Annotated in this window: 16 protein-coding genes; 9 read left to right on the top strand and 7 right to left on the bottom strand. The window is 63.8% G+C overall.

Going from position 1 to position 18,006, the window contains the following annotated elements; genetic code table 11:
- Positions 1 to 118 precede the first annotated feature (118 nt).
- The 3 genes from AC5ZG5_RS23615 (at position 119) to AC5ZG5_RS23605 (ending at position 5,010) form a co-directional block, all read left to right on the top strand.
- The gene (locus AC5ZG5_RS23615) at positions 119 to 778 is read left to right on the top strand and encodes an OmpA family protein (protein WP_456644064.1); all 660 of its coding nucleotides are present in this window, start codon (positions 119 to 121) and stop codon (positions 776 to 778) included.
- Between the two features lie 153 nt (positions 779 to 931).
- Positions 932 to 1,867, top strand: a complete 936-nt coding sequence (locus AC5ZG5_RS23610; RefSeq protein ID WP_130230266.1) for an efflux RND transporter periplasmic adaptor subunit — start codon at positions 932 to 934, stop codon at positions 1,865 to 1,867.
- On the top strand, positions 1,867 to 5,010 hold the full coding sequence (locus tag AC5ZG5_RS23605; protein ID WP_130230264.1) for an efflux RND transporter permease subunit: 3,144 nt from the start codon (positions 1,867 to 1,869) through the stop codon (positions 5,008 to 5,010). Before AC5ZG5_RS23610 ends, AC5ZG5_RS23605 begins: the two co-directional genes overlap by 1 nt.
- Positions 5,011 to 5,024: 14 nt before the next feature.
- Here the strand turns inward: AC5ZG5_RS23605 and AC5ZG5_RS23600 are convergent, their stop codons facing one another.
- Positions 5,025 to 5,699 carry a Crp/Fnr family transcriptional regulator gene (locus tag AC5ZG5_RS23600; RefSeq protein WP_456644065.1) on the bottom strand — a complete coding sequence of 225 codons (675 nt, stop codon included), beginning with the start codon at positions 5,697 to 5,699 and terminating at the stop codon, positions 5,025 to 5,027.
- Between the two features lie 191 nt (positions 5,700 to 5,890).
- Between AC5ZG5_RS23600 and AC5ZG5_RS23595 the strand changes: the two genes are divergently transcribed.
- Both AC5ZG5_RS23595 and AC5ZG5_RS23590 read left to right on the top strand, forming a co-directional pair.
- The gene (locus tag AC5ZG5_RS23595; protein WP_456644066.1) at positions 5,891 to 7,900 is read left to right on the top strand and encodes an AsmA family protein; all 2,010 of its coding nucleotides are present in this window, start codon (positions 5,891 to 5,893) and stop codon (positions 7,898 to 7,900) included.
- 796 nt (positions 7,901 to 8,696) lie between these two features.
- The gene (locus AC5ZG5_RS23590) at positions 8,697 to 8,882 is read left to right on the top strand and encodes a hypothetical protein (protein WP_080663593.1); all 186 of its coding nucleotides are present in this window, start codon (positions 8,697 to 8,699) and stop codon (positions 8,880 to 8,882) included.
- A gap of 77 nt (positions 8,883 to 8,959) precedes the next feature.
- Here the strand turns inward: AC5ZG5_RS23590 and AC5ZG5_RS23585 are convergent, their stop codons facing one another.
- The 5 genes from AC5ZG5_RS23585 to AC5ZG5_RS23565 form a co-directional block, all read right to left on the bottom strand.
- Positions 8,960 to 9,391: an anthrone oxygenase family protein gene (locus AC5ZG5_RS23585; protein WP_456644130.1), complete on the bottom strand. Its 432-nt coding sequence runs from the start codon at positions 9,389 to 9,391 to the stop codon at positions 8,960 to 8,962.
- A gap of 86 nt (positions 9,392 to 9,477) precedes the next feature.
- A complete protein-coding gene (locus AC5ZG5_RS23580; RefSeq protein ID WP_456644067.1) occupies positions 9,478 to 10,236 on the bottom strand; it encodes a hypothetical protein in 759 nt (252 codons plus the stop codon).
- A gap of 2 nt (positions 10,237 to 10,238) precedes the next feature.
- Positions 10,239 to 11,249, bottom strand: coding sequence for a restriction endonuclease (locus tag AC5ZG5_RS23575; RefSeq protein ID WP_456644068.1), 1,011 nt, complete (start codon positions 11,247 to 11,249; stop codon positions 10,239 to 10,241).
- Positions 11,250 to 11,485: 236 nt separating this feature from the next.
- Positions 11,486 to 11,893 (bottom strand): type II toxin-antitoxin system VapC family toxin, encoded by a 408-nt coding sequence (locus AC5ZG5_RS23570; protein ID WP_456644069.1) that lies wholly within the window; start codon positions 11,891 to 11,893, stop codon positions 11,486 to 11,488.
- Positions 11,890 to 12,150, bottom strand: a complete 261-nt coding sequence (locus AC5ZG5_RS23565) for an antitoxin (RefSeq protein WP_456644070.1) — start codon at positions 12,148 to 12,150, stop codon at positions 11,890 to 11,892. The genes AC5ZG5_RS23570 and AC5ZG5_RS23565 overlap by 4 nt, the downstream gene beginning before the upstream one ends.
- Positions 12,151 to 12,259: 109 nt before the next feature.
- Here AC5ZG5_RS23565 and AC5ZG5_RS23560 point away from each other — a divergent pair, with 109 nt between their 5' ends.
- Positions 12,260 to 13,147, top strand: coding sequence for an efflux RND transporter periplasmic adaptor subunit (locus AC5ZG5_RS23560; protein ID WP_456644071.1), 888 nt, complete (start codon positions 12,260 to 12,262; stop codon positions 13,145 to 13,147).
- A gap of 214 nt (positions 13,148 to 13,361) precedes the next feature.
- Here the strand turns inward: AC5ZG5_RS23560 and AC5ZG5_RS23555 are convergent, their stop codons facing one another.
- Positions 13,362 to 14,198, bottom strand: coding sequence for a caspase family protein (locus tag AC5ZG5_RS23555; RefSeq protein ID WP_456644072.1), 837 nt, complete (start codon positions 14,196 to 14,198; stop codon positions 13,362 to 13,364).
- A 382-nt stretch (positions 14,199 to 14,580) separates the two neighbouring features.
- On the opposite strand from AC5ZG5_RS23555, the gene AC5ZG5_RS23550 reads away from it, so the two are divergent.
- From AC5ZG5_RS23550 to AC5ZG5_RS23540, 3 genes are all read left to right on the top strand, one after another.
- A complete protein-coding gene (locus AC5ZG5_RS23550) occupies positions 14,581 to 16,305 on the top strand; it encodes a hypothetical protein (RefSeq protein WP_456644073.1) in 1,725 nt (574 codons plus the stop codon).
- Positions 16,306 to 16,382: 77 nt separating this feature from the next.
- A complete protein-coding gene (locus tag AC5ZG5_RS23545) occupies positions 16,383 to 17,108 on the top strand; it encodes a thermonuclease family protein (protein WP_456644074.1) in 726 nt (241 codons plus the stop codon).
- 47 nt (positions 17,109 to 17,155) lie between these two features.
- The gene (locus AC5ZG5_RS23540; RefSeq protein WP_456644075.1) at positions 17,156 to 17,989 is read left to right on the top strand and encodes an LssY C-terminal domain-containing protein; all 834 of its coding nucleotides are present in this window, start codon (positions 17,156 to 17,158) and stop codon (positions 17,987 to 17,989) included.
- Positions 17,990 to 18,006 lie beyond the last annotated feature (17 nt).

Raw genomic sequence — 18,006 nt, 5'->3', positions numbered from 1 at the left:
CCTCGAACCTCGGACGGGATGTGCGAGACTAAGAATTTAAGATGGGCCGGGATCGAGCACCGGCAGTGATTTGGCTAATCGATTTGAAATCGCGCGCACGGCGCAACGGGGGCTGACAATGTTCGAGATCACCGCGAAGAAGAATCTTGCTGCGATGCTTTCGGTTGCGACGATCGGCGCCACGCTTGCCCTTGGCATGGTGGCCGCCCGGGCCGGCGACAACGTCACCGAAGAGCAGATCCTGAGGGCGCTGACGCCGGAGAAGAAGCCGTTGACCCGCGGCCTGTCGATCGGGCCGAAGGTCGAGCCAGCCGCAAACGCCGCGGAGGACAAGTTCGTGCAGACGATCCGCGGCCGCTCCACCCGCTCGCTGTCGTCGGCCGAGCGCGAGGAGATCGCGACCATCGTCAAGGACAAGCCCAAGATCGATCTGGAGATCAACTTCGATTACAATTCGGCGCAGATCAACGCCAAGTCGCTGCCCTCCGTGCAGGCCTTGGGCCGCGCTCTGACCAATGCCGACCTGAAGGGCTCGACCTTCGTCGTAGCCGGCCACACCGACGCCGCCGGCAGCGAGGCCTTCAACCAGGACCTCTCCGAGCGCCGCGCCGAGGCGATCAAGCGCTATCTCGTCGACAAATATGGCGTCAACGGTTCCGATCTCGTCACCGTCGGCTACGGCAAGAGCAAGCTGAAGGATCCGAGCCAGCCGCTGGCGGAAGCGAACCGCCGTGTGCAGGTCGTGAACATGGAAAACAAGGCAACCGCGTCCAAGTAATCCCGTCCGGGTAAACGGCGTAGCGCCACGTGCTATTTTAAGGGTAATATGCGTCTCGCACCCCCTGCGAGACGCATTTGTTTTAGCAATAAGACTGAAAACAATTCGAAGCGTTCCGCTTCAGCTAAACTTCAGGTCTGGATCGATCCGGCGATGAAATTCTCCGAATACCTAAAGCCTGTGCTCGGAACAGTCTTCGTCGTCGCACTCGGCGCCGGCTACTACTGGTTCGAGCACCGGCCGCGTCCGGAAGAGAAGGACACGCCGGGCCAGGCCCTCGTCGTCGTCACCAAAGCCACCAATGCTTGCTTCTCCGACATGGTGCGCGTCACCGGCCATATCGTGCCGCGGCGCGAAGCGCAGGTTGGCGTCGATCACGAGGGCTCCAAGGTCAGCGATGTCCTGGTCCGCGAGGGCGACACCGTGACCGAGAACCAGGAACTGGCGCGGCTGACCCCGCCGCCGCAGCAACAACAACAGCAGGCAGCCCAGGGCGGCGGACGCGCAGCATCGCTTTCCTTGCGCGCGCCGGCCGCGGGCCTGGTCACCGAGGTGCGGACCGCCGTGGGCGCCCCCGCCTCGCCGCAGGCCGGACCGATGTTCCGCATCGCGATCAACAACGAAATCGAGCTGGAAGCCGAGGTGCCGAGCATTCACCTCTTGAAGCTCAATCCGGGCGCGACGGTGCGGATCAGCCGCGACGATGCGCCCGACATGGTCGGCAAGGTACGGCAGATCTCGCCGCAGATCGACCGCAACACCCAGCTCGGCCGTGTCAGGATATCCCTTACCAACAATCCTTCGCTGAAGGTCGGCATGTTCGCCCGCGCCAATATCGACGCCAAGCGCTCTTGCGGCGTCGCCGTTCCGCGCACCGCGATCGACCGCCTTACGTTGCAGGTCGTCAAGGGCAACACGATCGAGACACGGAAAGTGCGGGTCGGGCTGACCTCGGACACCTCAACGGAAATCCTTGAGGGCCTCGACGTCGGCGAAATCGTCGTCGCCGACGCTGGCACCTCGCTGCATGACGGCGACCAGATCAAGATCATGTTCGCCGACGAACTCGAGCGCACGCGGACACGCTAATGGCTTTGAACATCTCGGCTTGGTCGATTCGGAACCCGCTGCCGTCGATCGTCTTCTCGATCATCCTTTTGGTGCTGGGCTGGGTCTCCTTCACCAAGCTTGCGGTCACGCGGCTGCCGAGCGCCGATATCCCCGTGATCTCGGTTGCGGTGTCGCAGTTCGGCGCAGCACCGTCGGAACTGGAAGCGCAGGTCACCAAGACGATCGAAGACGGCGTCTCGGGCGTCGAGGGCGTGCGCCACATCTCCTCTTCGATCACCGACGGCCTGTCGGTGACCACGATCCAGTTCGCGCTGGAGACCAACACCGATCGCGCGCTGAACGACGTCAAGGACGCCGTCACCCGCGTCCGCGCCAACCTGCCGCAAAACGTCACCGAACCGCTGATCCAGCGCGTCGACGTCATCGGCCTGCCGATCGTCACCTATGCAGCGATTTCACCGGGCAAGACGCCGGAGCAGCTTTCCTATTTCGTCGACGACGTGGTCAAGCGCGCGCTGCAGGGCGTGCGCGGCGTCGCCCAGGTCGAGCGCATCGGCGGCGTCGAGCGCGAGATCCTGGTCTCGCTCGATCCCGACCGGCTGCAGGCGGCGGGACTGACCGCCGTCAATGTCAGCCAGATCCTGCGCGGCACCAATGTCGACCTCGCCGGCGGCCGCGCCGAGATCGGCAAGAACGATCAGGCGATCCGCACGCTCGCCGGCGCCAAGACGCTGAACGAGCTTGCCGGCACCATGATCCCGCTGTTCGGCGGCGGCGAGGTGCGGCTCGACGATCTCGGCACGGTGACCGACACCATCGCCGATCGCCGCACCTTCGCCCGCTTCAACGGCGAGCCGGTGGTCGCGCTCGGCATCAAACGCTCCAAGGGCGCGAGCGATGTGGTGGTCGCCGCCGCGGTGCAGAAGCGGATCGATGCGTTGAAGGCCGCCTACCCCGATGTCGATCTCAAGCTGATCGACACTTCGGTCGAATTCACCAAGGGCAACTATGAGGCGGCGATCTCGACCCTGTTCGAGGGCGCGATCCTCGCCGTCATCATCGTGCTGTTGTTCCTGCGCGACCTTCGCGCCACCATCATCGCCGCGGTCTCGCTGCCGCTATCGATCTTCCCGGCGTTCTGGGCGATGGACATTCTGGGCTTCTCGCTCAACCTCGTCAGCTTCCTGGCCATCACGCTCTCGACCGGCATCCTGGTCGACGACGCCATCGTCGAGATCGAGAACATCGTGCGCCACATGCGCATGGGCAAATCGCCCTATCGCGCTGCGCTGGAAGCCGCGGACGAGATCGGGCTTGCGGTGATCGCGATCTCGCTCACCATCATCGCGATCTTCGCGCCGGCAAGCTTCATGTCTGGTATCGCCGGCCAGTTCTTCAAGCAGTTCGGCATCACGGTGTCGGTTCAGGTGTTCTTCTCGCTGCTTGCAGCGCGCTTTGTCACGCCGATGCTGGCTGCCTATTTCCTCAAACATCAGGCGCACGAGGAGCCGCCGCCGGGCCGCATACTGCGGACCTATCACAGCCTGGTCACTTGGTCGGTGAAGCATCATTACATCACAGTGGTGATCGGCTTTGCCGTCTTCGCGGCATCGATCTGGAGCATCAAGCTGCTGCCGCAGGGATTCCTGCCGGCGCAGGACACCGCGCGCTCGCTGCTGGCGATGGAGCTGCCGCCCGGCTCGCAGCTTGCGCAGACCGAGAAGGTGACGGAAGAGATCGTCGCGCGCCTGCGCAAGCGGCCGGAGGTGAGAAGCATATTCGTCGACGGCGGCCGGGTTCCGCCGGGCACGCAGGAAGTGCGGCGTGCCGCGCTCATCATCAACTACACGCCAAAGAACGAGCGCAAAATCACCCAGCGCGAGCTCGAGCTCTCGATCGGCAATGAGCTCGAGAACGTCCCCGACATCCGCTACTGGTTCCTCGACGAGAACGGCCTGCGCGCGATCTCGCTGGTCGTGACCGGCGTCGACAGCAATATCGTCAACAACGTCGCAAGCGAGCTGGCGACGCAGATGAAGCGGATTCCGATCATTGCCAATGTGATCTCGGAAACCGCGCTCGATCGTCCCGAACTGCGCATCCGCCCGCGCTCCGAACTGGCGGCGCGGCTCGGCGTCTCCACCGAAAGCCTGTCGCAGACGATCCGCGTGGCAACCATCGGCGATGTCGGCCCGGCGCTGGCGAAATTCGATGCCGGCGACCGCCAGGTGCCGATCCGCGTCCAGCTCGAGGATAGCGCGCGCAGCGACCTGCAGATGCTGCAGCAATTGCGGGTGCCGCTCGGCCAGCGCGGCGAACGCGGCGGCGTTCCATTGTCTGTTGTCGCCGACATCCAGCTCGATCAGGGGCCAACCAGCATCAACCGCTACGACCGCGAGCGGCAGGCCACCGTCGCGGCCGACCTCGTCGGCAATGCGGCGCTCGGCGATGCCACCAAGCAGATCTATGAGCTGCCGGTGATGAAAAGCCTGCCGAAGGGCGTCAAGGTGAGCCCGTCGGGTGACGCCGAAAGCCTCAACGAGCTTTCGGATGGCTTCGCCACCGCGATCACCGCCGGCCTGATGATGGTCTATGCGGTGCTTGTGTTGCTGTTCGGCACCTTCCTGCAGCCGATCACCATCCTGTTCTCGCTGCCGCTTTCGATCGGCGGCGCGATCGCCGCGCTGCTGCTCACCGGCAAGCAGCTCACCACGCCGGTGTGGATCGGCATCCTGATGCTGATGGGCATCGTGACCAAGAACGCGATCATGCTGGTGGAATTCGCCATCGAGGCGATCCGCGCCGGCAAACGCCGCGAGGAAGCGATGATCGACGCCGGCATGAAGCGTGCGCGCCCGATCGTGATGACGACCGTTGCGATGGTTGCCGGCATGATGCCGAGCGCGCTGGCGGTCGGCGCCGGCGGCGAGTTCCGCTCGCCGATGGCGCTCGCCGTGATCGGCGGCCTGTTGTTCTCGACGGTGCTGTCGTTGGTGTTCGTGCCGGCGATGTTCATGGTGATGGACGACGTCGGCAACGTGATATGGCGCTTCGGCAAGCGGCTGATCGTCTCGCACGCCGACGAGGAACCGCCCTCCGACCACCACGGCGAGCCACCGGCCAAGCAGCCGCCCACGATGGTGTCGCCCGCGGCGGAATAGGCGGCGCGGTCATCCTATTCGTTCCTCGCCACTGCGGTCAGCTTGGGCATGTCGTGCAGCAGGATCCGCCCGCGCTGCACGTCCAGGATACCGTCCTTGCGCCAGAGCTGGAGTTGTCGATTGACGCTTTCGCGCGCGGCGCCGACGCAGGTGCCGAGCTGTTCCTGCGAAATGTGGACTTCGGAACCGGAATTGGAGGCCAGCGCACACAGCCGCTTGGCGAGGCGGACCGGCAAGGGCTGCAGCGCCGACTCCTGCATCCGTTCGCTCATCCAGCGGATGCGGTGGCAGAGCAGCTCGATCAGCTTCACGGCAACCTTCGGCTCGCGCTCGAGGAAACGGTGAAAATCCTGGCGACTCAGCACGAACAATTCGGTTGCTTCGCCGGCGGTCGCGTCCAGGGTGCGGTCCTGGCCGTCGAGGACGGCAACCTCGCCGAACAGCTCACCGGGCCTCATGAAGTTGAGCGTCAGCCGGCTGCCGTCGGAGGCGCCGGTCTCGATGCGGATCTGGCCGCGTCGCACCGCGAACAGGGCGTCACCGGCATCGCCCTTCTGGAACAGCACCTCGCCCGCCTGGAGGTGCCGGGTGTGACAAAGGCCCGCAAGCCGCTGCAATTCGTCCGCGCCCAAATCGGCGAACATCGGGTTCATCTTCAAAATGACCGCAAATTCGGCCTGTTTGCTCATTGTACTGCCTTCCACAACAATCTCCCGTGCGGCTTGCGTTGCGGCCCGGATTAACAAAATCCACCCCCCTGGAAGTGTGGCATAAGTCACATAAGTTCGCAGCTGCGGCGGATTATTTTCGGCCGCTTTGAGCGGAAACCTGTTTCCGGGATAAACTTGCGCGTGACGTTGGCGCGGTCTGGAATGTCGAGATGAGAGCACTGAAAATCGCAGGCGCCGCGATCGGAACCGTGATCGTCGTCATCGCGCTGCTTGCCGTGATCGGCATCCCCTCCGGTTTCCTGACGTCGGCGATCCAGGATCGGGTCGAGCGCCAGACCGGCTACCGGCTCGCCATCAATGGCGGCGCGAAGATCAGCCTGTGGCCCTCGCTCAATATTACGCTGAGCGATATCGCGCTGCAGGATCCGAAAGACCGCGAGATCAACAACCGCCTGACCGCGAGCAGCATCCGGGCTGACGTCACATTGGCGAGCCTGTGGTCGGGCCAGCCGCACGTCACCGACCTCCTGATCGTGCGGCCGGTCCTGACCATGCCGCTGCAGCGCGTGCGCGAGCCAAATCCGCCCGCAAGGGACGGCGCCGCCGGCACCGGCGAGGCCAAGTTCGGCATCGAGCATGTCAGCGTCACCGGCGGCACGATCGTGTTCTCCAATGTGCGCGACCGCGTCGAAGGCCGCATCGAGGCTGTCAACGCGGATATGGCCGTCGGCAGCGACCGCAAGATCGTCATCAGCGGCAATGGGCGCGGCGGCGGCCAGCCGCTGAAATTCGAGATCAAGGCGGCCGCGCCGGCGGCGCCGATCGAGCGGCAGAACATCCCGACCGAAATCGCCTTTGAGGCGCCCGGCCTGTTGCAGGCGCCGCTGTCGGCGCGAACCGAGGTGCGGCTGAGCGGCGCGGTGGTGATGTTCAACGGCGTCAGCGGCACGCTCGGCGACGGCGCGTTCAACGGCTGGGCCTCGGTCGATATCGCCAGCAACAAGCCGCTGGTGAAGCTCGATCTCGACTTCCAGAAGCTCTCGCTGGCGATGGAGCGCGGCCAGCCGGGGACAGGGTCGCAACCCTGGAGCAGTGCCACGTTCGACCTCATCGGGCTGAACTATGTCGACGCGCAGGCGAAGATTTCGGCGGCCGAGCTCAACATCGGCGACGGCCGTTTCGCGCCGGCGGCGATCGAGGCGACGCTGATGAGCGGCGTATTGAAGGCGCGGCTCGCCAATCTCGGCGCCTATGAGGGCAACGCCAATGGCGACCTCGCCATCGACGTTTCCGCCAGCAATCCGACCTACGCGCTCGGCGCCGACCTCAACAATGTGCGGGCGCTGCCGCTGCTGCGCAGCCTTGCCGATTTCGACAAGATCGACGGCAGGATGCAGGCGAAGATCGCGGTGCGCTCCTCCGGCAACAGCCAGCGCGCGATCATGGGAAATATGAGCGGCACGGCCTTCGCCGTGTTCCGGGACGGCGCGATCCGCGGCCTCAACGTCGCGCAGATGATCCGCTCGCTGACGACGAGCCCGCTCTCCGGCTGGCAGGAGGGCGATCAGCTCGCGACCGATCTGAGCCAGCTCTCGGCCTCGTTCAAGATCGACAAGGGCCAGGCGGTGACCACCGACCTCAACCTGGTCGGACCGCTGGTGAAGATGACGGGCGTCGGCACCATCGATCTCGGCACCAAGATGATCGGCTTCCGCGTCGAGCCGAAGCTGGTGCTGACCACCGAGGGCCAGGGCCGCACCTCCGATCCGGTCGGCCTCGGCATCCCCGTGATGGTCGAGGGGCCGTGGAATGGCCCGCGCATCTATCCGGAGATGCAGGGCATGCTCGACAATCCCGAGGCCGCCTATGCCAAGCTGCGCGAGATGGGCAAGGGCCTGTTCGGGCCGAACGGCGCGCTCGGCGGACTCCTCGGCGGCAGCAGCGGAGCCGGCACCCAAGGCGGCAGCGCGAACGGCCAATCCGGCCAAGGTGGCGGGCTGCTCGGCGGCCAGCTCGGCGAGACCATCGGCAATTTGATCCAGCAGGGCCTGAACAGCGGGACCCAGCCGCCGCGCCCGAGCCGCAGCATCCCGCCGGCGCAGCCGCAGCAGCCCGAACCGCAGCCGCAGTCCGCCCCACCTTCGCCGCCAAGCGACAGCGGCGACACGCAGGACAGCCAGGCGATGAACGAAGTGCTGCGCCAACTCTTCAACCGCTGAGGCGCCCCGAGTCTTCACACCCGACTTGCCCTTTTTTATGGGGAGGTGGGGACGCTCGCACCATCGTCATTGCGAGGAGCGATAGCGACGAAGCAATCCATACCTCCGCAAGCGGCGACATGGATTGCTTCGCGGAGCCTGTCATCGGGCGGCGCTTCGCGCCGACCCGGTGGCTCGCAATGACGACAAGACGGCGCCTGATTCCGATTCTATTTTCAAACAGCAGAGGAAACACGCGTCCGCATCCTCGCGGCACGAACTGCCCGAGCTTTGCGTCTGTTTCACCCGTCTCGAGAAAGAGAGGGCGCAGGGAAGGCCGGGTGCCGATTGCACCCGTGGGCCCCGTGCAACAAAAAGCACGGGGGTAGGACCACAGGTCAACCGGAGCAACGCCGGCCTTCCCTGCGCAATGGTTTTAACGGTTTCCTTCGCGCTCTCCCCGGTGACCGGGCTTTCTTGCCACCGTCATCCCTTAAGGATGTTTCCATCCCGCAAGGACTTAGCGCCAGCGTCGGGGCGCCAGGACCACACGACTTCGCCGTCCGCGAAGAGCCAGGCGTTCGTCGTTCGCCAACTCTCGCGTCCACCGCATCCCGCCGCGCGTTCGTGACGATCGCGATCCGCCCCTCTTGCCGGGCGGGACGGCGGATTTATAGGGTTGATTTGGGGTGAAACCGAAGCGGTTTATTTTCCGCTGATAGCCTGGACGGGCCAAATCATATTGATTTAATTGGGATAATTCGTCTCGCCGCGCAACGCGAAGGGAACCTTTAGTCGCCTCGCGCGTTGAAGCTGCATGTCTGATTCATACACACCCCGTGAGAAGCCAACGCCGGAGCAGCGCAAGGCCAGGGAGGCCCAGCGACGGCACGATGCGGAGCAGGCCATGCGAGAGCATCAGCTCGCGCAAGAGGCCTTTCATAAAAACCGTGAGCGGCTGAAAGCCGAGCGACTGGCGCGCGAGGCCGCCGCCGGAAAGTAGCGTTTTATTTGGAGCATGATCTCCGCGCAAACGCTACGCGTTTGTCGCGAGGGAAAACCGGTTTCCACTTTTCCGGATCATGCTCTGACCGCCAGCGCCAGATAGATCGTGGTTGCAGCCAGACCCAGTGCCGTGCGCACCGCATGCATCCAGCCCCAGGAGACGACAAGCGCACGCGACTCGCTATTCGCCTGTTCGGGCGGCCATGCTTCGATCCGCTTGTTGGTCGGCAGCATCACCATGAGCGTGTAGGGCCAGTTCGCCAGCATCAGCACCGCCGCGACCGACCACCGCCAATCCTGCAACTGCCGGCTCGCGAGAAATCCTGATAGCGCCGAGATGACGGCGAGACTCGCCTGCATCGCAAACCCGCGCGCATAGCTCGGCTTCCATTGCCGCAGCAGGCTCGCATCGTCGAGCAAGAGCCGCGCCGGCTGCTCGGCGACGTTGATATAGAACGCCGCCCCGGCAAACGCCGCCGCGGTGATGAGGGCGAACAGTCCGGCCACCATTGCTCTCTCCACAGCAAAGTCATCGCGCTCTCCTCTTACCAGTTCTGGCGAGCGTAGAGGACTAGCGAATCGAAGATTCCGGTCTAAGTACTTCCGTTGATTGCGCCTAACAGTTGCTGGCGCATATCGCGCCCTACGACCTCCTTTTCTATCACCGCGAATAGCCCTTTGCCGGCATTAGCCTTTTCCCACAACGATCCAACCGTCCGCTTTTCGTTGGTATCGTCGTTGCCAGAACCGGCCAGGTGTTGTCCCTTATATTCGACCACGAAAATGCGATCGTCCTTCAGCTTCGCAACAAAGTCGGGGTAGAAAAATCCGCTGGCAAGAGGCAATCTAAAAGAGTTGACATGTTGTGCGACATTCCGAATCCAGAATTCAACCTCGTTCAAACTGTCGAGCATTTGAGCGCATTGAAATTCCTCGCCTCCGTCACCGTCTGTACCGCTGAAGGCAGGGACGTTATCGGGACCAAGAAAGTGTTTGCGGAAGCGAAAGGCCCCGCCGCGATGTTTGCGGACATCAAAATACATATCCTTTGAAAACTTGAAGCCCTCTTCGAATGTAACATTTGTCCGAGCTTCGGGGGAAAAGAGAAAGAGCTGATAGGCGCTATTGCGAGCTTCCTGCCGCAATCTCTTAATTTTTGCCTCTAGCTTCTGCGCCAACACGTACTTGGCGCGCCAAAGCGCCGAAATCGGAATGCCTCTGGTCTTCGTCAGATGAGTTATGGCGTCGCGAAGCCATCGTAAGAGCTCCGAAAGCGCAGTTGCTTGCCAACCTCTTAGAGAAAAGCCGCTGCGCTCCGATGAGCTGTCCGTCCGAATTACTCGAAGCTCCATCTTCAGTCGAAGATGTCGTCACCTATCGTAAGGCTAGGTAGATAGACCCTCTTAAGAGGTAGAAGAGCTTGATACCGCGGCTCGAACTTCTCGTAGTGATCGGTTATCAGCCTCACCAAATCATCTCCTCCGATTAATCTGATGTTCGGCTTGTTCCTAGCGTAATGTAGAGCTTGCGTTGAGTAATCACCGAGCGTGACGAACAAGGCAAACTCCCCGGCTTGGACATGCCCATAAAGCTGGGACAGGTCCGGCTCTCCGATCGTCGACAGAGTTTGTTTGCACTGAACCTTCACTATGCCTTCGAATCCCAGCTCGTCTCTATGGGCGATCACATCAATACCGCCATCACCGGAGGCTCGCGTAACGCGGGCGCGGTAACCCATGCGTTCCAGCAGGTGCGCTACGAATTTTTCAAACTGATATGAGGTAAGGCTGGATTTCAGGCGCTTGATTATAAAATCTTCCGTGGTTTCCCCTGCATTACTGGAGGCTCCATCAGGCAGCTCAGCGTCAACGTCAGCGGTCTCAAGGGGCCTTCCCTCAAACGCTGCCAAAAATTCGTCTGCGTTGTTTCTGACTTGAAAGAGAGTGACCGCAGAGCCAATCTCGTAGAGGGCGCTTTGCGAGAAATCCGTGCGATCGAACCTCTTCACCCATTTGACTCTTCGCACGTTCGGGGTGAGGCGTTCCGAATGCTTGTACAGATACTCTCCGTCGATAAATCCAAGATTGATCTTTCGATCGACTTTAGATGGATAGATTATCCGATCGCCGGAACGCATTTCGCGCGCGAATTTGAAAAGCGTCCCCGCGACCACTGGAATGGCGCCAGGCTTGATGTCCGAATAGGTCTTCGCGACTGCGGCCTTAAACGCCTCGCGGTCGCCCGCAACCTTCGAGAGATCGCCAACCTGCGCCCATCCGATTGCAACGAAATTTTCGTCGATCGGACGTGCGTTGAAGTCGCGCCCCATATGTATGCCCCAAATGGGCCGCTCCTCAATAGACATGGATGCCCCGTTCCTTTTCGTGTCTACGACGGCAAGACTCTTGGCCACAACTTTTAGGCGACGCTGCGCCCCGCCGAAAGACTATCCCGACTGGCTCCTACATCGGCGCGATCTGGTATCGGTCTAACTGAAACCCGGAACGAGAAGCCCGAGCGGTTCGGGCTGAAGGTGACGAAGGTGATGCGGGGGGATAATGCTACCGCAGGCCAGTCCGCCGAGGCCGCCCCCCCCAACCGTCACGCCGCCCAATCGACCACAATCAGCCCCGGCACCCGCGCGAACTCGCGCGTGTTGAGAGTTACCAGTGCGGCGCCGTGCCGGCGTGCCTGGGCTGCGATCAGATAGTCGTAATGGCCGATCGGCGTGCCCGCGCTTTCCAGGTGGGCGCGGATTTCGCCGGCGTGCATCGCGTCGTCGGTTTCGAACGGGAGGACGTCGATGCCCAGGCCAAGAAAACGTTCGAGCAGGCGTTCGTTGTGCTCGCGCCGGCCGCTCTTGGCGAAGCCGTAGCGCATTTCAAATAGGGCGATGACCGGCAGCGCAACCGACATGCCCGCTCGTATCTGTTCACCGAGGCGATGGCGAAGGGACGGACTGCGCCCGTTGACGATCCAGATGACGATGTTGGTGTCGAGGCAGATCATTCGTCAAAGAACATGCGCGGGTCCGGCTCGGCCGGCGGCTCGTCCGGGATGCCGTCCGGCAGGAAGTCCTTTGCCCCGAGCGCATCTAGCTCGGCCCAGAATTTGTCGAGATCAATGGGCTGCTTCCTGATCGGCTCAAGGATCACCTTGTCGCCGACCTTGCTGACGCGCACCTCGCTGCCCTCGAAACGAAACTCCTTGGGCAGGCGCACGGCCTGGCTGCGGCCATGCATGAACAATTTGGCGGTTGCAGTCATGATCCGCCTCCTCGATTTTTGATAGATACTCATGGTATATATCGCGCGATGCTTGGCGCGTTCAAGGGCCATCTGGTATCGATGGAGCCGAACCCGGGAACGGAATTTAATGCGCAGCCTTCTTGCCCGCCCTTTTGCGTCCCTCACCCTCGCCGCCACTCTCAGCGCGGCCACCCTCTCTCCCACCCTCGCCGCCGAGGAGCCCGAGAGCCCAAAGGGGGCGACCGTCACCGTGCTGAAGGCCTCGAAAACCTGCTTCGGCAATATCGTCGAAGTCTCCGGGATCATCATGCCGCGGGAGGAGACGCAGGTGCGGCCCGAACGGTTCGGGCTGAAGGTGGCGGAGGTGATGGCGGATCCGGGGGATAATGTTACAGCGGGGCAGCAGTTGGCGCGGCTGAACCTGCCGGAGGGCGGGCAGCTCAACATCACCGCGCCGGTGGCGGGGACGATCTCGGCCTCGAGCGCGATCGTCGGCACGATCGCCGGCGGCAAGGGCGAGGCGCTGTTCTCGATCATCGCGCGCAACGAGTTCGACCTGATCGGCATGGTGCCGACGCGGGATCTCGGCAAGCTGCAGCCGAACCAGACGGCATCGATCAAGGTGATCGGCGCCGGCGAGATGGACGGCAAGGTGCGGCGGGTGGCGCCGACGGTGGAGCCGAACAGCCAGCTCGGCCAGGTCGTCGTCGGCATCAACGCGCCGCGGCGGCTATTGGTGAATTCATCCGGCCGCGCGCAGATCAAGACCGGGCAGAGCTGCGGCGTCGCGGTGCCGCTGACCGCGATCCTCTATGGCTCCGCCGGCACCGTGGTGCAGGTGATCAAGCGCGACCGCGTCGAGACGCGGCGGGTGGAGACCGGGCTGATGCAGGCCGGACAGGTCGAGATCCGCGAGGGCGTGCAGGAAGGCGACATCGTGGTGGCGCGCGCGGGGGCCCTGCTGCGCGAGGGCGACCCGGTGCGGCCGGTGATGGCGAGCGCGGAGGGGAAGTGAGAAGCGGGTGGTGAGGGTCGTGGTCCCCTGAGAGAGCGGGACCCCTCACCCGGATTGCATCTGGCGATGCAATCCGGCCTCTCCCCACGGGAGAGGCGTTCTTCAATTCGTGAAGCTGGTGTTCGTGGAGACAGGATCCCCACCCGGTTTGCGCGTGATCGCGCAAAGCGACCTCCCCTTTTCAAGGGGAGGTCAAGGGGCGAGTGTGGCTAAGTTAGCCGCCGAGGCGGATGTCTTCCAGCAGCGACGACGACACCGACGGGACCTGCTCGCCTTCGCTGGCGCGGGAGATCGAGACGCGGGTCTTGTTGAAGGCGGACTCGATGCCGCCCTGGGTTTTCAGGTTATTCAGGAGCTCGGAGACCAGCACGCTGTTGGTGGCCTTGGATTCCTCGGTGACCTTGCCGGGCGTCGCCGATGATATCACCAGCGTGTTCTCGGGCGGGCTGATCGGGGCGAGCCCGTGGCTGTAGGAGCGGAAGCGGCGCTCATAGGGATTGCGGCGGGAGGCATCCAGCACTACGAGCTTGGCCTTGGCGCCCTTCTCGTCCATCGCGGCCAGCACGTGCTCGACGCTGAGGCCATCGCGGCGGACATCGCCTTCCTTCCAGATCGCGGCGTCGACCGGCAGCATGAAGCTCTCGCGGCCGGCCTGCACGCCGAAGCCGCCGAAGAACAGCATCACCACGGTATCAGGCCCGACCTTGGCCTTCAGGCGCTCGACGGCGCGGCTCATATCGTCCTTGGTCGCGTCCTCGACGACGTCGACATCGAAGCCGCTGCCGCGCAGCGCCGCGCCCAGATCGCGGGCGTCGTTGATTGGCTGCTGCAGCGGGTGGTTGGCGTCGGGATAATGGCCGTTGCCGATGATCAGGGCGACGCGGGACGCCTGCGCGGGCACGACACCCTGCTCGGTCGCGACCGCCTTCGGCGCGTCCAGCGGCCGCTTGTTCAGCGCAGCATGCGCGCCGATCGCCAGCGACACCATCGCAACGCAAGCGGCGGCGACGATGAGCGTGCGGTCGGAAAGGGAGAGCTGCCTGAGCTTCATGCGTTTCGGATCCCAATCGTTGACCAAGGCGCGACTGTGTAGTCGCGTCAAAGCCGTCTGTGGTTTTAGGGGTTGCCTGATCGAGTGCCGTCAGATTGTGCGCAATTTGCGGCACCGCAACACAGAAACCCTTAACCTGCGAAGCCTTCCGGGGCAACCTGATTCGGCCTTTCGGCCTTATCCGTAATGCGCCGGGGTCAAACTTGTGCCAAAACGCGGCAGCGTATGTGACATCGGTCACATTGTGTTTTCCGCGATTTTGTGGTGCGATTCAAAGGTTTGCGGGGGGCTTCTGGGTGGGGCCTCCTTGGATCGCGCAGGATTTTTCGGAAAAGAGCCGGTTCCCGGCTGTTCCGGATCGTGCGTGCCAGAAAGGGGTGGCATGGGTTTTCATGACATTGCCGGGGCGGTCTGCCGATCGCTCACGGTCCGTAAGGACGGGCCATCGCTTTACGACGTCTGCGATCCGCTGCTGCTGAAATATCGCGGTGGGGATGCGCATTTGGGGAAATTCTACCGGACCGCGATCGGCAATCCGGCGCTGCGCGGCCTGCTCCGGCGCACCGGCCTGCCAGCCTTGCGCGATAACGCGCGGCTCGGCGCGCTGCAGGCGGCCTTGAAGGAGGCGCGCGATGCCGAGGCGCCGGACTGGGCGGCGATCGGCGCGCCTGTGGCTGCGCTGATGGAAGGTATCGACGTGCGGCATCCGCTGCCCGCGGCGGCGGCGCCTGCGCGCGCGCCCGCGGCGGCCGAGATCGAGCGCGTGATCCGGGCCTGTGGCGCGCATCTGTTGCGCGCTTACGCGAAGAACGGCTTCATCCCGACCTATGCGGCGTTCAACCTGATCGGCGATGCCGACATGGGCGGGCGCGAACTCTTGATGGCGCTGACCGGGCTGAACTCGCGCGGCTACAAGAACTCGACTTTGCTGTTCAACCTCGCGCGCATCTACATCGCGCATTCGCCCGCGCGCGCGCTGATCAACCCGCCCTGGCGCGGGATCGCCGAGCCGATGTGGCAGCCGATGCAGATCCGCCATCGCTCGGCCTATTACGATGCGTTCTTCACCGAGGCCCTGCTCAGCTTTGTCGAGACCGGGCTCGCGTCCGGCGCGGAGACCAGCGCCGCGCGCGGGGCGATCGCCGACATGGTCGACTTCTGCTTGCGGATCAGCGCCGAGGAGGTGCCCTCGCATGACGGCTCGACCGTGAACGTGATCACGGCGCTGGCGCCATTGCCGCATCCGCGCTTCTCGCGCTTCTTCGCCCAGATCAAGCAGGACCTCGGCTTCGGCATCTATGTGCCTGATTGCGACACCACCGCCTGCTCGTTCTCGGCGGCGACGCAGGCCGGCAGCGATCATCCGATCCTCAAGCAGCCGCTGCTCGATTTCTATCGCGGCTACCAGGTGCGGAGCGGGGCGAACGAGCCGCGCGTCACCGTGCCGCTCAACGACAATATCGATTACGAAGGCGGCGTCGTCACCTGGATCGACAATCTCGCCGGTGATCGTCCCTACGGCAACGACCTCGATCCGACGCTCAATCTCGACATCCTCGAGGTCAGCTTCCGTAACCTCAAGCGCTGGCGGATTCTGGAGACGCCGCAGCGATTGGAGACGGTGCAGCGCATCATCGATTTCCAGCGGCGATTGGTGGAAAGCGGCGCGTTCAGGAAGCCGCGCTCGCATATCTATTATCTGCCGGAGCTTTACTGCGCCTATTTCGGCCGCTGCTACGCCGCGTTCATCGCGCTTCCCTCGGCGGCGCAGCGCGTGATCGACCCAAGCGGCGTGTTCGCGATGATCCGCGCGCAGGTGCTGCTCTACGTCCAGCAGGAATTGATCGCCTATGAGATGAACGCGTTCGACGCCGCGCTGGCGCTGATGGCGCTGGCGCATCTCGGCGCCGAGGTCGCGACCTTCACGCCGGCGCTGCACTGCATCGTCGCGAGCTTCGGCGAAGGCGGCCGGCGTTCCCCATACGAGGCCTATGAGTGGAACAAGATGAAGACGCCGACACGGATCCTGGTCGGCGGCCCCGAGGTGACCTCGGCCTTCGTGCTGATGGCGCTGGCGCTGGCGCGGCGGGCAATGACGCGAAGTTGAAAAGGCTGCGGCGTTCGCGCTACTGGTTTGCCTGCCCGAATCTCCGCACAATTGCTCGCCAATCCGTGAACCTGCCGATGCGATCGCTGCTCCTCACCGCCGCCCTCCTGCTGTTGCCCGCGCTGGCGCAGGCCGCAGACATCACCGGCGTGCCGAAAATCCGCGAGGGCGACCAGATCCAGATCGGCTCCGCCCGCATCCGTCTCGGCGGCATCGACGCGCCCTCCACCGACCAGCTCTGCCTCAACACCCTGGGCGAGCGTTGGACCTGCGGGATCGCCGCGCGCGACGAACTGATCAAGCATGCCGGCGGCAAGAGCTGGACCTGCCATACCCGCGGCACGACCGACCGCCGCGGCCGCACCCTGGCGCGCTGCGAGGTCGAGGGGCAGGACATCCAGAGATGGCTGGTCGCCAACGGCTGGGCGCTCGCCTATACGCGGGCGTCGCACGAGTATGAGGCCGACGAGAAGGCCGCGCGTGACGCCAAGGCCGGCATGTGGCAGGGCGCCTTCATCGCACCCTGGGACTGGCGCATCCGCAACAAGAAGACGCCGATCCTCGGCGCCGTGAAGCCGCCGGAGAACGCGCGCAACATCCTGCTCGCGTCCGCCTCCGGCCCGGTCGCGCCCTCGCCCGACTGCACGATCAAGGGCAACGTCAACACCTCGGGCGAATGCATCTATCACACGCCGCAAAGCCGCTGGTACGCCAAGATCCAGATGAAGATCGCCAAGGGCACGCGCTGGTTCTGCTCGGTCGAGGAGGCGGAAGCCGCGGGCTGCCGCGAGACAAGGCGCTGAACAATCTCTAAACTGCCTGCGCAACCTCGGTTCGAGAGCGCGGCACGGTGACAGAGCTCGACGACAAGGCGCAACCTTCGGCGCGGCGGCGACGGGTCCGGCGCATCCAATTGCTGCTGGTCTTGATACTCGCAGTCTACGGCCTCGCCGCCTATCTGCTGCTGCCGGCATTGTGGACCCATCACGAGCACCAGAAGGGCCTCGCCAACCTGCCGATGGTGACGCGCACCGCGCAGGGAATTCCCGGCGATCCCCTGAATATCGGATTGATCGGCGACAAGTACGACGTGGTCTGCGCCATGCACGCCGCCGGCTGGTATCCCGCCGATCCGATCACGCTGAAATCATCGATCGAGATCGTCGGCAGCGTGCTGCTCGATCGCCCCTATCGCGACGCGCCGGTCAGCAATCTCTTCTATCTCGGGCGCCGTGAAGACCTCGCCTTCGAGAAGCCGATCGGAAACAGCGCCGATCGCCGCAACCATGTCCGCTACTGGCAGGTGCTCGACAAGGGCGAGGAGGGCCGCCCGGTGTGGCTCGGCGCCGCCACGCAAGATCGCAGCGTCGGCGTCAGCCACTACACCGGCGCGATCACGCATCACATCGGTCCCGACCTCGATGCCGAGCGGGCCCTGCTCACGGCCGACCTGGAAAACGCCCGCATGGTCACCGCGAAATATCAGGTCACCGGCATCGGCCCGACGATCGCGGGCCGCAATGGCGGCGGCGACCTCTATTACACCGACGGCGAAATCTGGATCCTGCGGCTGGTGGAAGCATGCAAGCCGCGCGATGGCCCGGCGACGACGATCCCGAGCCCGCCCGCGGTCGAGATCAAGGATCAGATCTGGCATGCCGTCGCCGACGCGATCGGAAAATAACGCCTCTGTGGGTTGAA

The sequence above is a fragment of the Bradyrhizobium sp. Ses1 genome (genome assembly GCF_059512365.1).
Note: the sequence above shows the minus strand (reverse complement) of the source record. Positions and strands in the feature narration are given on the sequence as shown.

Coding starts and splice junctions, on each gene's coding strand:
- AC5ZG5_RS23575 (WP_456644068.1), bottom strand. CDS start 11,249: ATGTCTATTGAGGAGCGGCCCATTTGGGGCATACATATGGGGCGCGAC.
- AC5ZG5_RS23555 (WP_456644072.1), bottom strand. CDS start 14,198: ATGAAGCTCAGGCAGCTCTCCCTTTCCGACCGCACGCTCATCGTCGCC.
- AC5ZG5_RS23560 (WP_456644071.1), top strand. CDS start 12,260: ATGCGCAGCCTTCTTGCCCGCCCTTTTGCGTCCCTCACCCTCGCCGCC.
- AC5ZG5_RS23610 (WP_130230266.1), top strand. CDS start 932: ATGAAATTCTCCGAATACCTAAAGCCTGTGCTCGGAACAGTCTTCGTC.
- AC5ZG5_RS23570 (WP_456644069.1), bottom strand. CDS start 11,893: ATGATCTGCCTCGACACCAACATCGTCATCTGGATCGTCAACGGGCGC.
- AC5ZG5_RS23580 (WP_456644067.1), bottom strand. CDS start 10,236: ATGGAGCTTCGAGTAATTCGGACGGACAGCTCATCGGAGCGCAGCGGC.
- AC5ZG5_RS23600 (WP_456644065.1), bottom strand. CDS start 5,699: ATGAGCAAACAGGCCGAATTTGCGGTCATTTTGAAGATGAACCCGATG.
- AC5ZG5_RS23545 (WP_456644074.1), top strand. CDS start 16,383: ATGCGATCGCTGCTCCTCACCGCCGCCCTCCTGCTGTTGCCCGCGCTG.
- AC5ZG5_RS23595 (WP_456644066.1), top strand. CDS start 5,891: ATGAGAGCACTGAAAATCGCAGGCGCCGCGATCGGAACCGTGATCGTC.
- AC5ZG5_RS23605 (WP_130230264.1), top strand. CDS start 1,867: ATGGCTTTGAACATCTCGGCTTGGTCGATTCGGAACCCGCTGCCGTCG.
- AC5ZG5_RS23565 (WP_456644070.1), bottom strand. CDS start 12,150: ATGACTGCAACCGCCAAATTGTTCATGCATGGCCGCAGCCAGGCCGTG.
- AC5ZG5_RS23590 (WP_080663593.1), top strand. CDS start 8,697: ATGTCTGATTCATACACACCCCGTGAGAAGCCAACGCCGGAGCAGCGC.
- AC5ZG5_RS23615 (WP_456644064.1), top strand. CDS start 119: ATGTTCGAGATCACCGCGAAGAAGAATCTTGCTGCGATGCTTTCGGTT.
- AC5ZG5_RS23550 (WP_456644073.1), top strand. CDS start 14,581: ATGGGTTTTCATGACATTGCCGGGGCGGTCTGCCGATCGCTCACGGTC.